Genomic DNA, 14271 nt, shown 5'->3' with positions numbered 1-14271 from the left:
AGCTCGACTGTCTTATAACGGATTGATTAGCTATCAAAAGTAATGATTAACCGAGAAGCCCCACTTCAAACAGTCTTTTAAGACGTTAAGTGGCGGGTAGTTCCCTTTTCATAAAATATAATCGAAACTTATATCCTTCCTATATGAAAGTGACTAAATACTTATACTCCTAAAATTTATCGATATAATCATCTCATGACAGTTAGTTTCGTTATTATAAATATTGAGGTGGTACAGTAAAACTGGAACACAGTATAGAGATAAATTATTCTATATATGAGGTGTTTCAGGTGAAAAAACAGTATGATGAAATGTTTAAAAAACAATGTGTTGAATTGGTGGTTAAAGAAGGGCGTACAATTTCCAGTATTCAAAGAGAATTTGACCTGGGGAACGGAACCCTAAATGCATGGATAAAAAAATATTCTTCCCCACTTTTGGATAGTGAGAGATCTGATACGGAAGAACTGCGTTCTTTACGAAGAGAAATCCAAGCGTTAAAAAAGGAAAATGAATTCCTAAAAAAGGCGGCAACCTTCTTTGCCAGCAACCAAAACTAACACGTTTTCAGTTTATAAGACAATATAATCAAATATTTGGAGTGCGCTGGCTTTGCCATCGATTACAAGTGTCTGTTAGTGGTTTTTACGAATATCTTCGCCGTAAGCCCACTGAAAATCAGAAAAAACGTAAAAAGACAGCGGCTTATATTGTCATGCAATTTAAACGTTTAAAAGGTAGAATGGGATATCGAAAACTATACTGTTATCTGGTTAATAAAGGCGCTATGGTTACCTTATCTCAAGTCAGACAAGCTTTATGTCTAGCTGGGGTGAAGTCAAAAATTGTTACGTATTATAAGAAAAGAAAGCAAGAACATCATACCTTTCCGAATATACTGGAGCGCTCCTTTAGCCCTGGTAAGAAAGACGTTCCAACTGTTGTGTGTGATATCACAGAATTTCGTTTAGTGAATGGGCTGAAAGTATATTTTTGTGCCGCATTAGATATTAGCACCCGACGGGTGCTTGGTTATTCGTTGGATACTCACCAAGATGCTCAATTAGTAAAAGATACAATTTAGCAAGTCAAAAATGTTTATGGTGGCCCCAAAAGAATTTTATTTCATAGTGATCAAGGATCACAATTTACCAGTTATACGGTTACTGATTTTTGTAATCAACAAAAGATTCAACAAAGTATGTCCCGCAAGGGGAACTGCTGGGATAATGCCGTGATGGAATCATTTTTTAGCATCTTTAAACGTGAATGTTTACATGGAGAAAAGCTAGTTTCTCTCACTCAAGTCAATCAGTTAGTGAGTGAATTTATTTATATGTATTATCATTCCGTTCGTCCTCACTCAGCATTAAATGGAATGACCCCGTATCAGTATTCAAAATCAATTGCGTAATCTAATTGATGTTCCAGTTTTTCTTGACCAGGTCATATATTATAATTGTAATGATGAATTACTGACTATTAAGTAAGCTTACCCTTGAATTTTTTAGCAACACCTTAGACATGCAATCTTCCAATTCATAAAGGATATATATAATCTCTCCTTTCAATTAGAAAAAGAACTTGTAGAATTCACTACAAGTTCTTTTTCTAATTGAAAGGGTATAACAAGCTATCTCAACATCCAAAGCAGAGAAACCATTTAAATCATGACTTACTTTTACTATACAATAAATTATTCATAATTTATGAGTTTTTGATTAAGTTAATTGTAACGTTTTATTTTTCATTGGGACATAAATATTTTACCCATTCCGCTATATTCGTTTTCTCTAAAATTATTGATCCGTATTTTTTCTACAATTAATGCTTTTTTATCGCTAATTCACATAAAATATACTAAGTCTATTAATTTCTTCAAAATTTATATTTAATAACTTACTTGAAACATTTTCAACAAAATACTTCTCCATACATTTTTGAATGTATAAATCACCGAAAATCTCATGAGGATCATCAACAACATAATTTTTCCCCTGAAGTGCATTACAGTATATACAAGTATTCGCTATGTATATGGAATTAATTGTTTTACTATACTTTAGTTGAATTGATGGATATTTACAAGTTAGGTAGTTATCGGCTGATTTAATATCTCCGATACCGGCAAATACTAATGCAGTAGTATTTCCTAAGCTTTTTAATAATTGATAATGTAAATAGTATGAATATACGTCCGTATTCTTTCTGCATTTCCAACATTTCTTTTTCCATTTGTAAATATTTATTCCATTTTCTTTTATGAAAGATAGTATAAACTTAGATTTAGATAATTTAGATTTACATTTTGGAAAATTAGTGCATCCGCCAAATTCACCATAATCACTTGAACGTAGGATATAAAAACCGTTACAATCATTACATTTCACTTTATTATATCCCAAGAATGTTTCATTAGTTTTAAAAAAATTATTCATAGGTATCTCCTCCATTTATTCTATGATGTGATATCTCACCGTCAATATATTTTAGTGCACCCCCATTTACAGATTGGGATACTGCTTTTTTAAATATTCAACCTGTGCCATATAGTAGTCACGTTCCTCCTCAATCCTTTAGAAATGAATACGCTTCCTTTTAGAGGGTTTGATATACCTTTAATTCCATCATTTCTTCCACGAGTATCTGTAATTACACCAAATTCTTTATATTTTTTTATCCAATTTTTTAGTTGTGTAGAGCTTCTTATCTGATATTTTTCTTTTATCATATTGTAACTTTCTTCCCCGTTTAAATAACTTTGAACAGCTAACAACTTTAATTATTCTGAACATTTATTAAATATTGAACATTTTTTAGTTATGAAAAACCCTAGTCCTTTTTATTATATATTAAATTAGTGTATCAATCTGTGATCTCCTACAGAAAGACCTTGAATCACTTCGTAAGATTGTAGGTTCTTCGCTGTATTTGTTATACCTATATTCAAGGTTATAGCGTTAACAATTTCCATTAACCCCAATACTGCTTTTTTATTTTAAGGCTCCTTCCTCAAAAAATTTTCATTTGCTTACAATTCTAAATCGAAATACTTAATCGCCGCATGATGATTCTTTTCATCATAAAATTTTGCTCCCAGTGTCTCATAAGACTCTTGAACATTTTCATACAATCCTACTCTTTCGAAGTAATCAATTCCTACTAACACCACTGTTTCAAGTATTTGAGTAGGTGAGTACTGTTCAGCTCCTGTAAAATGAAATATCGATGTTTGAACTCTTCTTGATTTAGTTTCTTACTAATATTTAAACCGTTCTCAATGAGTTCTGCTGTGACATCTCGCTCGTTCAATTTATAAATGTTCCAATGCCTTTGCATACATACTTTGTAATGGATTGGGGGCTTTTCAATGACTTCAGATAAATAACGAATTGCTAAAGAGGAGAGGTTTTGTTTAGAATACATCCAACCCAGGTTTTGAAGTACCATAATAATAAACTTTTCTTCTCCGACTTTTTGGAATTTGTCCATTACAGCTGCAAAATGTTCCTCTGCTAATGAGCACTCTTTTAAATTTATACAAGCTAACCTCAGCAAGTTCTCACAAAAGCCGACATTACTCTCATAATCACCACGGTCTAATAACATTTCTTTTGCCCTTGTTGTGTACTGAAAAGAGACTAGCGAATCTCAAATAGGATAACGGAATACACCTAACTTATAATAAAGTTCAGTTTCTACAACTTCATCATGGAAAAGCTCTAAGAACTTTTCGGCTTGATCAAAGTGTTCTTTTGCAACCTTATAACTGCCAGTTCCACTAGCATGGATAGCTATAAAGAAATGTTAATAATAACTTAAAGTGTTGTTAGAAGGAATCTCAAAAGATTCTACTTTATCAAAATCACTTTTAGAAACACCTAAGTAATCAATTACATATTGATGACGCAAATCTAATAATAATTATTATAATTATAAGTTCGGATCTTCTATGTTTTGAATTTTATTATCAATTTCTTCTTTTAAACGATGCGCATTACTTATACGCCGTGCACGAATTTCCACATACAAATCATTTAATAAGCCCAGAATCTGTTCATTTCCATTGGCTGCTATATTCATAATCTACTCCCTGATTACTAAGTATTATACATTATTTTAATAATATAATTGATAATTTTAGTTTTGTTTCCGAATATACACCTAAGAAATACAGGGGTTTTCAACCATTTTATCAAGAATACTGTAAAACAAGAATCGCAAAATGAAATGAGATTCTTGTTTTACTATCTAATACTCTTGTATAAACCTAACAATGCATCTTAGGATGTTTTTTCTTTATAAATAAAAGTAACATAGTATTTAAACCTATATGGAGGGTGTTGCAAAACTCATAAATATCCAAACATGAATGCATAAAAAAATCCGTTTTCCTGGAAGAATGATAGTAATCCAAACTATCTCCAGAAAGGACGGATTTACTAGTATGATAACCAATTTTGATCAGAATCAATCCATTTTACAAATTTTATTTGCGTATGTAGACAGTTTAACCAGTTTAACCATAGAAGGCGTTCCGCCTATTACAGGCCGTCCACCCATTTGTAGAAAAGCTTTACTCAAATGTTTTTTCTTGAAAACCGTATTCCAAATCAATTCTTTACGCAAATTGACTCGTTTTTTGCATCAATACCCTTCCTTTCGTGCATCTTGTGGTTTATCTTTTGTTCCTCATATTTCTACTTTTTCACGTGTAGGCACTTGGTTTCGTGAAGAAGGTATTCCAATCATTCATGAAAAGGTTCTTCAGGAACTTAATTTAGGACTGATTCCTTGTGTCTTAATTGATAGCACGGCCTTACGGAGTAGTTTGTATGATTCACAAGCGAAGTGGGGGAAATCGACTCGTTATGGTTGGTATAAAGGATATAAGGCTCATGTTTGTTCAACACCAGAAGGTGTTGTATTATCTTATGCGTTTACAACAGCGAACGTACACGATAGCAAGATGGCCCCTGTACTACTTCAAGACATAGAAGACCAACATGTGTTGTTTTCTATAGCAGACGCCGCTTATGATAGCCAACACATTTATAAAATTGCAGGTACGTGTGATATCTTTCCGGTAAATCCCATTAATTCAAGAAATGGCGAACAAATTAAAAGTTCACACCGCCGTGTGTTATCACTTTTTGTAACTACAACCTTTGGGAAACAGTTGATGAAAGAGCGCGGGAAAATTGAACAGCAGTTTAGCAATCTCAAAGATAAAGGGCTGGAACAGCCGCGCTGGTATGGACAAAATCGCTATCTACTGCATATCCAGCTAGTTTTTCTGATTCATAACATTGCATATTTATTTTAGTTTTGCAACACCCTCCTATATGTTTACACAATATTTCATGTATTTAATTCTGTTAACATATAAAATTTCAGTTTAGATTTTCTTATCCCAATCAAGCCCTGAAAATGAAAGTTTAGCCTTTCATGTCTTTGTACATTTAGAGTAAAAGGGGATGTGTACTTCCCCTCCATCAAACTATTTGTTAAATTCTCATTTAACGAATAGTTTATCATTGAATATATAGATGTTCTAATGTTAATTGTATAAACTTAAGTAATGGCACGTATCTAAATATATAATGCTTTTAATTAGATACTCCTAAAATTCTAACAGTAAATATAATTAAGGAGTGAACGTAATTGAAACTAACAAATGCCACTTTAGAGATGGATTCTAATGGGAATATTCGGAAAGAAAATAACACGGTTACAATCATTGTACAGCCAAACATAGGTAACTCAGTTCGTCTATTTTGTAAGATTAATCCAGAACAAAATACCATTATTGCTTTTAACACGGCTATTATGGGTATTGTCTGCCCTTGTTGTAATTCAAACACATTTTCATGTTCTACACTTTATTACAAAAGACATAAGTTACTTCGTGAAGCCTATGAACTTTTAAAAGAAAACCCTACTATTCGTTTTAAATTACTATATGACCAATTCGGAGAATTAACAGTAAAATAAATTTAACCATACAGCAGTTCTCTATTCAATAACATATATAATGTAACAAAAGTATTCAATTTACAATAATTTAATCCATAGAATTGAGTATAGTAGAGGTATCAATCATATATTGATACCCCTCTTCTTTTTCAAAAACTAGTATGGTATCTATATATGTAATCAAGCTATTTATTAAAATCGTATTCTAGCTCAAATATTCAAATAGTTAGTTTAAATATTGGTTTAATTATTAGTTTAAAAATTAATTTACATCATTTGATTTGAGGTTTACAACATGAGTAATAGAGAAAAAGAACGTTTTAAGGCTCTTGTAGAAAAGCATAAAAATAATATGCCCTGGTATGTCATAGAATACCTAGAAATGAAGACTGCTCTCTCCCCTGCTACTTTATACGCATATATAACTGAATTTGAAAAATTCTTTAAATGGATTATTCTTAAGCGATTAGCTGTCGTAAATGGTAACGTGGTTACTAATATAACTGATATACCTATTGAGACATTACAAACATTACCCTTAAATGATATAAATCGCTTTCACATGTACTTACAAGGTGAAGGAATTGAAACTAGAGCTATAAAAAGAACCTTTTCTGCCTTAAAATCTCTCTTTTAATATTTAGCGCAGAATTCAGAAGATGAGCATGGAAAAAGCTATCTCTCACGTAACGTGATGGAGAAAATCGAACTACATAAAGAAAAAGTTGATGCTGCAGCAAGAGCTGATGAAGTGGCAAATATTATCTTTAACGATAATGAGGATGTAGCATTCTTACGATTTTTGATAAATGATTATGCAACAATCTTAAAAGAGACCTCTACACGTAAATACAATTATTTTTTACGTGACAAAGAACGTGATATAGCATTAATAAGCCTTATTTTAGGCACTGGGCTTCGAGTATCAAAATTAGCTAGTCTTACCCTCTCAAGTATTAACTTTCGACAGGGAACCATTAAGGTGACTCGTAAAGGTAATAAAAAATCTTCAATACTCGCAACGAAATCGTGTTTAGACGACGTACAAGAATACATGAAAGTACGTTTAGAGAAATATATGTGTCCACCTGAAGAAGATATTCTATTTGTAACTAGGTACCAGGGAAAATACACACAGCTTTCTGTACGCGCTATACAGAACTTAGTAGAGAAGTATTCAAGTGCATTCGATGAAAAACGTAGTCCACATAAGCTACGTCATACGTATGCTACAAATCATTATAAGGAAAACAAGGACTTAGTATTGCTACGAGATCAACTCGGTCACACTTCTGTTGAGGTTACTAGTATCTATACAAATATAAATAATAAAAAGAAACGAGAAGCGATTGATCGTTTAGAAAAAAGACAATTTGAATAGAATTCATAGGTATTATTCTTCATTTTTTGGTGAGATATTAAATTGATAATATAATTAATATAAATAGTAGAACCCCATCCTGAAAAAGATATTGATATTTGGATGAAGGTACTAGACACTATTCAACATACAAAAAATGTTTCTAAACCATCATTTGAAACGTGGTTTAAAGGAAGTATATTCCTTCAACATGGAAATCACTTCTGTATATATAGCCGAACTAAGTTCGCTGCAGACTGGTTAGCGTCACATTATATAGATATAAACATTGAGTCCTTATAAGAATGTACACATTTTGATAAGGATATTCATGCACTTGTTTTTGACTACATGGAAGTAGAAGACGTACAACCAAAAGAAGAGTGAAATCTCACTCTCCTTTTTTCATCACTCAATTGGTTGTCTTTTCTTTAATTAATGCCTTGTTCCCCCGTAGCATCCAATGCCCTTATGATAACCATAACCTTTAAAGTACCAAGTGATACCTGATGATGAATCAGTAAAAGCGTTAGCGAAAATCCCATCTGCATTTCTCAATGACATGTGATAGTCAGATATAACCTGAGGACAACTATCATGATATTCATACATTTTATAAGGCGCCAGCTGTGGTGAATCAATTTTTTTATTAGTATTATCAACTGTAGATGTTGCAGCTGAGGCTCCCATACCTCCTGTTAATACAAAACCAGTTGCTAATGCTCCCACTATTAATTTCTTGAACATAAAAATTCCTCCTTTAATAGTTTTATAACTAACATCTTAACTGCAACACGTTTTACATCATTGTAAATATTTATAATATATTAAAAATTCCATTTAATTATTATGAATATTGGGAACTCATTTTCTCAATGCAAAAAATATTCTAATATGTAATTAAATCAAAACTGTCACTCTTATCAATGTTAGATTGGAAACCTAACATCTTATCGAATTTCAACAAAAGAAAAGGCACTCAAAATTGAACTGTACCCCGAATCATGGACACTTAAAAAAAGCCAACGATAAAAATGAGGTACGGAGAATGAGTAAAATTATTTTTAACGAGATTCAAATGAAACAGCTAGAAAACAATATAAGCCCACCCTATTTTGAAAATAAGAAGTGGACTTTTTCTTTATATTAATCGTATACTATTTAGTTTTACTTAAAAATCCAAGAACTTCGTTGAAAGTACCTTGACCAGCTGAAGTATTCATTTTAAATTGAAATTCATGTCCTAACTCACCAAAAACATTTTTATCAAAGAAAAGACTATCTACTAATACATCTTCCCTTTGTAAAGCAGAAGCTAATGCTTTCCCTTGATTTTCAAATGATGCAGTATTACCATCCGTTATAAAAGTTGGTGGATAATTTTTTGTAACATGATCTAAAATTGAAGCTATTTTTGTTTCGTTTAACCCTTCCCAATTTTTTTCACCTAAATACGCCCAACCAGCAGTACGCATAAATGCTTGTATTTCTTTAGTTGATTCTATTTTAGCTAATGCAGACATACTATATGGACCACAAAATAACAATACACCCTTTATTGTTTTAGGTTCAACAACAGGGGTAATTCTAGTTAACTTCGCATATTCTGTAGATGTTTGAACATTTACAAATTGACCAGATATTTGTGCTCCAGCAGAATCTCCTGCAAAATATACACGATCTAATTTCAAGTCATATTTTTTGGTATTTGCTTTTATATATTTATAAGCTTCACCTAACTGCAGTACTGGTGTAGGATATTGTTTTTTAGGAGCAAGAGCATAATTTATATTTACTACTGTATAACCATGAGCTGCCAGTTCTACTGCGTAGCCTGTAATATCTGATTTATCACCCCCGACAAATCCACCTCCATGCACCCAAAAAATCACAGGAGTTGCTTCTGTATGATTTTTTGGATAGATAAGATCTAAATTTCCATCTGGAAATTTAGAATTATAATTGATATCCTTAACTATTATTGTTTCTTTTAGGGCATTTTCATAATTGGTAGATGGTTTAAACATTCCACCTTCAAAAGCTTTTTTGATTAAAAACGCTTTTGGAATCGGAGAAAATTTCCAATAAATAACCCCAGCGAGAACTAATACGAAAACTATTAAAAGAAATACAAACATTTTTTCCATAAACTTTTAGATTTCCTTTGCTTTATTTGCATTATAAATTTTTCTCCATTCCTTACATGTTTAACTTCAGGCTTTCCTACAAAAAATACTTTTATTCATTTAGTTGCTGTATCGTGTGTTTTGTCTTTTCTAATTGTTTTACTGTCAATTCATATTGAGATGATGAGTAAGCAAAGAAAATAAAATCAATTACTAATAGTTGAGCAAATCGAGAACTAGTTGCTGCACTGCGAATTTTCGCCTCAGGTGCGCGAGCTGTAAATAAAGATACGTCTGCTAGCTCAGAAATTGGACTGGTTCCTAAACGAGAAAGACTAATTGTTTTTAATTCTAATCCTTTGGCTACTTTCATTAATTCCATTACATCACTTGTTTCCCCACTATAAGAAATCCCCCAAAATAATGCATTTTCTGATTGAGTAGCCATTGCGACTGCTAACAAATGTCGATCGGAAATTGCATAAGCTTTTTTACCTAAACGAATCCATTTTTGTGCTACATCCTCTGCAATAAGAAAAGATGCACCTACTCCATAAATATAAATAACTTCTGCATTCTTTAGTAATGTGACTGCTTTTTCAATAGATTTCGTTTCTAATTGTCCCACTGTATCATGAAGTGTTTGTACTGTGTTAGATAATGTTTTATCAATTACCGATTGTACTTTTTCATTAGGTTCTATATCAAAATATCCGACATGATGTATATGCTTTACTTCAGCATATAATCGTGCTTTCAAGTCTGGAAAACCCGTTACCCCTAATGATCGACAAAAACGAACAACAGCTGCACTACTTGCTTCTGCATCTTTCGCTAATTGATGTATTGTCATTTGAGTTACCTCTTTTGTGTGAGAAAGAATATATTGTGCTATTTTTTGCTCGGAGACAGGTAGTTCATCTAAAACTAATTCTATTTGTGTTCGAATACTATTTACCGTCAATCATTCCAACTTCTTTCCATTTTTAATTTAACTCTATCATTTTATTTCTTCTATAAAAAATTCACCTATTACTCTCACTGGGTTTTACTTACCATTTTACGACTTTTTGTAAATGTAACGAGAACAAGTTTTTGTAATTGAATCTTATCCGATATCTATAGTATACAAAAAAACCTACATTTACGCCTATCGACATTCATCACATATCTAAAGTTGATGTTCCACAACTTCTCGTTTATGAGGAAGGAGTCTACTTTTTTAGAAAGAAAAAAGCACGACTACCTAAAAGGTTAATCATGCTTCAAAAAAATTCCACACTATTATTCTTGTTCTGCCATTGCTTCTTTTGGTACACCAAAGAAATATGTGAGAATAAATCCAGCAGCATAGCCTGCAAATAATCCAATAACATAGTTCAACCATGCTCCGTTTGCAATTAATGGAACTAAGGCCATACCAGATGGTCCAATTGCAATTGCTCCAACTTGCCCTAATAAACCTATAACTGCCCCTCCGATACCTCCGCCAATACAAACGGTAATAAACGGACGTCCTAGTGGTAATGTTACACCGTAAATAAGTGGTTCACCAATCCCAAGGACGCCAACTGGAAGTGCACCTTTTATCATATTTGTTAATGCAGTATTCTTTTTACATCGAACCCATAATGCGATTGCTGCCCCAACTTGTCCAGCACCTGCCATTGAAAGAATGGGAAGTAATTGTGTTGCACCTGTTGAATTAATCATTTCAATATGAATTGGTATTAATACTTGATGTAGACCTAACATAACAAGCGGTAAAAATGCCGCTCCAAGCACAAACCCTGAGAATACACTACCATGTACCAATACCCAATTAATTGCACCAATTAAATTATTTGATATAAAACCAGCAAGTGGCATAATCAAGAAAATTGTAATCAATCCCACGATTAACAATACAATTGTTGGTGTAACAATAATGTCTACTGCATCTGGAACAAATTTACGTAATTGTTTTTCGACAATTGATAATATCCAAACAGCTAATAGAACACCAAGTACCCCACCTTGTCCTGGTGATAATGGTTCACCGTTAAATATGTTGTTTATTGGAAGGTTTGATGTCACTCCTGTTAAAAGAGTCACCCCACCAATGACTCCGCCTAGAGATGGAGTTGCTCCAAATTCTTTTGCAGCATTAATTCCTACATAAATAACTAAGTAACTAAATATTGCATTTTTAATGACATTAAAAATGGTTACATATTGCTGCCATGTAGTACTATCCAGATTCCCCGCCGTAATATTATTTGATAAAATCGATGCAATACCAGCAATTAAGCCTGCTCCAACAAAAGCTGGAATTAAAGGAATAAAGATATTTCCGATTTTTCTTAGAAAAGATTTGAAAGGTGTATTATTCTTTTTCTTTTGTTCGGCCTTTATTTTGGCACCTTTTGCTTGTAAACCTTCAGCAGAAGCTGTTGTCGAACTAATTGACTTTTCCTTCCCTTGTGCTACAACAATGCTGAATTGCTCTGCTACTTTTGTAACAACACCTGGCCCAAGAATAATTTGATAGGTCTCATCATCAACAGCTCCAAGAACTCCGTTAACTTTTTTTACAGCTTCTTCATTTATTTGATCCCGATTTACCGGTGTGATTCGAAGACGTGTCATACAATTTGTATAAGATAATACATTACTACTTCCACCAATAGCTTCTAGTATTTCTAACGCAATATTATTATATTTACTCACGATAAACACCTCGCTCGTTCTGACTATTTAACTGCTTGACGAATAAACCCCTGAGTCTCTTCTAATCGCTGTATAGCTTCTTCTTTTGAAAACCCTGCTAAGATCATTACAATTGCAATCTTGGGCTTATTATCGGCCTTCGTTAAATATGATTCCGCTGTTTCATAGTCACAAGATGTCGCCTCCATTACAATACGTTTTGCACGCTCTATAAGCTTTTCATTTGTTAATTGGACGTCTACCATTAAATTCCCATATACCTTCCCTAACCCCACCATAGATGCGGTTGAAAGCATATTACAAATTAATTTTTGAGAAGTACCAGCTTTCAAACGAGTAGATCCAGTTAATACCTCTGGTCCATTATTAACCTCAATCTTAATTTTTGCTTCTTTTCCAATCGCGGAACCCTTATTACAACTTACAGCTACTGTTTGCGCCCCAATAGAGTTCGCATATTTTAAACCGCCAATTACATAGGGCGTACGTCCACTAGCAGCAATTCCAACTACAACATCTGTATTTTTCAAATGAATGTCCTTTAAATCTTGAACTCCTAATTCTTTGCTGTCTTCTGCGCCTTCTACTGCCTTGATAAAAGCTTTCTCACCTCCAGCAATTAATCCCACTACTTCCTCAGGGTCTGTCCCGAAAGTTGGCGGACATTCAACTGCATCTAGCAAGCCAATACGACCACTGGTTCCAGCACCAATATAAATTAAGCGCCCCCCTTTTCTTTTTGCTTCTACAATCGCTTCTACTGCTTTTGCGATTTGTGGAATTTCTAGTTTTACTCCGGCTGCTACTTTTTCGTCCTCATCGTTCATTACTTTCAGAAAATCTATTGTTGACATTTCATCTAGGTTCATCGTTTTTTCATTACGAGTTTCTGTTGTTAAATTTTCTAACATATATACCACCCTTTTTCATCGGAATTTTTTATTTATATCATTTCACGAAAACGTTTTCTTAATTACAAATATAGAATAACATCAACGAAATATAATTTCAATATTTTTATGGTTTTTTAAAATAAAATTTCAAAGACTGTTAAGACCTCAGTAAAATAAAGGGGATTTTTTTATAACATATACACTCTAATGAGTGTCTTTCAATGACTTAATAACCAGTGACGTATAGATGATGAAATGAAGTTGCCGTACGCAAATATATAACCACCAAAGGTTTCAAAAGAAATTAAATAACCTGAATCTATAAAAATATAGAACTCAGGTTCCTTAGTTTTAATGATGATATTAGGTGTAAATATGAATGTAGCTTTAATTGAAAAAACCAGCGAAAATCCACTTAAAAATCACTTGCATCGCAAAAAAAATATAAGTAAATTAGAGCGGGAAATAAAGCAAGAATTAAACGAAAAATTACAAAAAATGGTTCTCGGCATGCGAGAGAACCAAATTGATCCAATTGGAGTTTCTCTATATGCTAACGCGTTTCAATATGAAGAATGGAAAAAAGTAAAAAAAGATTGGTTACATGCTTTATCTAAGGCCAAAATAGAAGTACACACACATATTAAAATAAAAGATACAGGCACAATTAGAAGTTAAATTGCTTAAATATCTCCTTTAAAATTTAATAATAGTTCTTCTTATAACACTAAAAAAATTTCAAGGTCAAAATACTGTTACTCGAGTATGTTCAAATTTCTTTATCCTATTCCCATTAAATACACCTAATTTTTTACTTGTTCATATGAAAATCTATGCTTAATTTTTCATCAATTCCCTATATGATTTTCTAAACATATTGTTAACTTAAATTAAAGTAAAACCCTCTAGTAATGATATTTCAAATCTAAGTTATCATAACTGTCATAATATGTTCTACCGAAAGCATAATCTTTTTTCGATCCCTTTTTAATAATGTACCCGGTTTCTATAAATGGACTCCTCCTATTTTGACAATGAGCACTACGATGACCGTCTCCTTGTCCATGAAGATGCCAAGTCGCACAATATGGGCACCAAACTGCAAGATTTCCACTTTCATCTCTTTCATAGGCTAATAATACAGGCAATGATCTTTCACTTTTATTTAATCTCATATGTATCCTCCTAAAAAATATAATCACTAAAT

The 14271-nt window shown here is 32.6% G+C and carries 12 protein-coding genes and 5 pseudogenes; 8 read left to right on the top strand and 9 right to left on the bottom strand.

Annotated features, from left to right (window positions below):
* Nucleotides 1-290 precede the first annotated feature (290 nt).
* The 3 genes and pseudogenes from NST86_RS32010 to NST86_RS32000 all read left to right on the top strand — a co-directional run.
* Entirely contained in the window at nt 291-560 is a 270-nt protein-coding gene (locus tag NST86_RS32010; RefSeq protein WP_086424393.1) for a transposase, read from the top strand.
* A 68-nt stretch (nt 561-628) separates the two neighbouring features.
* Nucleotides 629-1084 carry a transposase gene (locus NST86_RS32005; protein WP_254914320.1) on the top strand — a complete coding sequence of 152 codons (456 nt, stop codon included), beginning with the start codon at nt 629-631 and terminating at the stop codon, nt 1082-1084.
* 30 nt (nt 1085-1114) lie between these two features.
* Nucleotides 1115-1414 (top strand): annotated as a pseudogene (locus tag NST86_RS32000) (transposase); the annotation flags it as partial.
* 427 nt (nt 1415-1841) lie between these two features.
* Here the strand turns inward: NST86_RS32000 and NST86_RS31995 are convergent.
* The 3 genes and pseudogenes from NST86_RS31995 to NST86_RS31985 form a co-directional block, all read right to left on the bottom strand.
* Entirely contained in the window at nt 1842-2438 is a 597-nt protein-coding gene (locus tag NST86_RS31995) for a topoisomerase DNA-binding C4 zinc finger domain-containing protein (protein WP_086424394.1), read from the bottom strand.
* 89 nt (nt 2439-2527) lie between these two features.
* Nucleotides 2528-2776 carry a helix-turn-helix domain-containing protein gene (locus NST86_RS31990; RefSeq protein WP_254914321.1) on the bottom strand — a complete coding sequence of 83 codons (249 nt, stop codon included), beginning with the start codon at nt 2774-2776 and terminating at the stop codon, nt 2528-2530.
* A 247-nt stretch (nt 2777-3023) separates the two neighbouring features.
* Nucleotides 3024-4083 (bottom strand): annotated as a pseudogene (locus tag NST86_RS31985) (response regulator aspartate phosphatase).
* Nucleotides 4084-4447: 364 nt separating this feature from the next.
* On the opposite strand from NST86_RS31985, the gene NST86_RS31980 reads away from it, so the two are divergent.
* From NST86_RS31980 to NST86_RS31965, 4 genes and pseudogenes are all read left to right on the top strand, one after another.
* Nucleotides 4448-5326, top strand: a complete 879-nt coding sequence (locus NST86_RS31980; RefSeq protein ID WP_327953197.1) for a transposase — start codon at nt 4448-4450, stop codon at nt 5324-5326.
* Nucleotides 5327-5664: 338 nt separating this feature from the next.
* Nucleotides 5665-5994: a hypothetical protein gene (locus tag NST86_RS31975; RefSeq protein ID WP_254914322.1), complete on the top strand. Its 330-nt coding sequence runs from the start codon at nt 5665-5667 to the stop codon at nt 5992-5994.
* 277 nt (nt 5995-6271) lie between these two features.
* Nucleotides 6272-7357 (top strand): annotated as a pseudogene (gene xerS / locus NST86_RS31970) (tyrosine recombinase XerS).
* 102 nt (nt 7358-7459) lie between these two features.
* Complete coding sequence (locus NST86_RS31965) at nt 7460-7639, top strand: DnaA N-terminal domain-containing protein (protein ID WP_254914288.1); 180 nt, start codon at nt 7460-7462, stop codon at nt 7637-7639.
* Nucleotides 7640-7771: 132 nt separating this feature from the next.
* Here NST86_RS31965 and NST86_RS31960 read toward each other — a convergent pair whose 3' ends face one another.
* The 5 genes and pseudogenes from NST86_RS31960 to murQ form a co-directional block, all read right to left on the bottom strand.
* A complete protein-coding gene (locus NST86_RS31960) occupies nt 7772-8083 on the bottom strand; it encodes an LCI fold-containing protein (RefSeq protein ID WP_086423662.1) in 312 nt (103 codons plus the stop codon).
* A 410-nt stretch (nt 8084-8493) separates the two neighbouring features.
* Nucleotides 8494-9515, bottom strand: a pseudogene (locus NST86_RS31955) (alpha/beta hydrolase).
* Between the two features lie 59 nt (nt 9516-9574).
* A complete protein-coding gene (locus NST86_RS31950; protein WP_086423115.1) occupies nt 9575-10426 on the bottom strand; it encodes a MurR/RpiR family transcriptional regulator in 852 nt (283 codons plus the stop codon).
* Between the two features lie 320 nt (nt 10427-10746).
* Complete coding sequence (locus NST86_RS31945; RefSeq protein WP_086423547.1) at nt 10747-12171, bottom strand: PTS transporter subunit EIIC; 1425 nt, start codon at nt 12169-12171, stop codon at nt 10747-10749.
* Between the two features lie 23 nt (nt 12172-12194).
* Nucleotides 12195-13082, bottom strand: a complete 888-nt coding sequence (murQ, locus tag NST86_RS31940; protein WP_340935291.1) for an N-acetylmuramic acid 6-phosphate etherase — start codon at nt 13080-13082, stop codon at nt 12195-12197.
* A 345-nt stretch (nt 13083-13427) separates the two neighbouring features.
* On the opposite strand from murQ, the pseudogene NST86_RS31935 reads away from it, so the two are divergent.
* Nucleotides 13428-13742: pseudogene (locus tag NST86_RS31935) on the top strand (Ger(x)C family spore germination C-terminal domain-containing protein); the annotation flags it as partial.
* 227 nt (nt 13743-13969) lie between these two features.
* On the opposite strand, the gene NST86_RS31930 reads toward NST86_RS31935, so the two are convergent.
* Nucleotides 13970-14239, bottom strand: a complete 270-nt coding sequence (locus NST86_RS31930) for a hypothetical protein (protein ID WP_086423550.1) — start codon at nt 14237-14239, stop codon at nt 13970-13972.
* Between the last annotated feature and the right edge of the window lie 32 nt (nt 14240-14271).

It is taken from the genome of Bacillus sp. FSL L8-0199 (assembly GCF_038005705.1).
GTDB lineage: Bacteria > Bacillota > Bacilli > Bacillales > Bacillaceae_G > Bacillus_A > Bacillus_A cereus.
This window is presented reverse-complemented; position numbering and strand designations above follow the sequence as displayed.

What these genes read in the sequence shown, in the direction of transcription:
- NST86_RS31995 (WP_086424394.1), bottom strand. Translation starts at nt 2,438, where the DNA reads ATGAATAATTTTTTTAAAACTAATGAAACATTCTTGGGATATAATAAA.
- NST86_RS31980 (WP_327953197.1), top strand. Translation starts at nt 4,448, where the DNA reads ATGATAACCAATTTTGATCAGAATCAATCCATTTTACAAATTTTATTT.
- NST86_RS31965 (WP_254914288.1), top strand. Translation starts at nt 7,460, where the DNA reads ATGAAGGTACTAGACACTATTCAACATACAAAAAATGTTTCTAAACCA.
- NST86_RS31960 (WP_086423662.1), bottom strand. Translation starts at nt 8,083, where the DNA reads ATGTTCAAGAAATTAATAGTGGGAGCATTAGCAACTGGTTTTGTATTA.
- murQ (WP_340935291.1), bottom strand. Translation starts at nt 13,082, where the DNA reads ATGTTAGAAAATTTAACAACAGAAACTCGTAATGAAAAAACGATGAAC.
- NST86_RS31930 (WP_086423550.1), bottom strand. Translation starts at nt 14,239, where the DNA reads ATGAGATTAAATAAAAGTGAAAGATCATTGCCTGTATTATTAGCCTAT.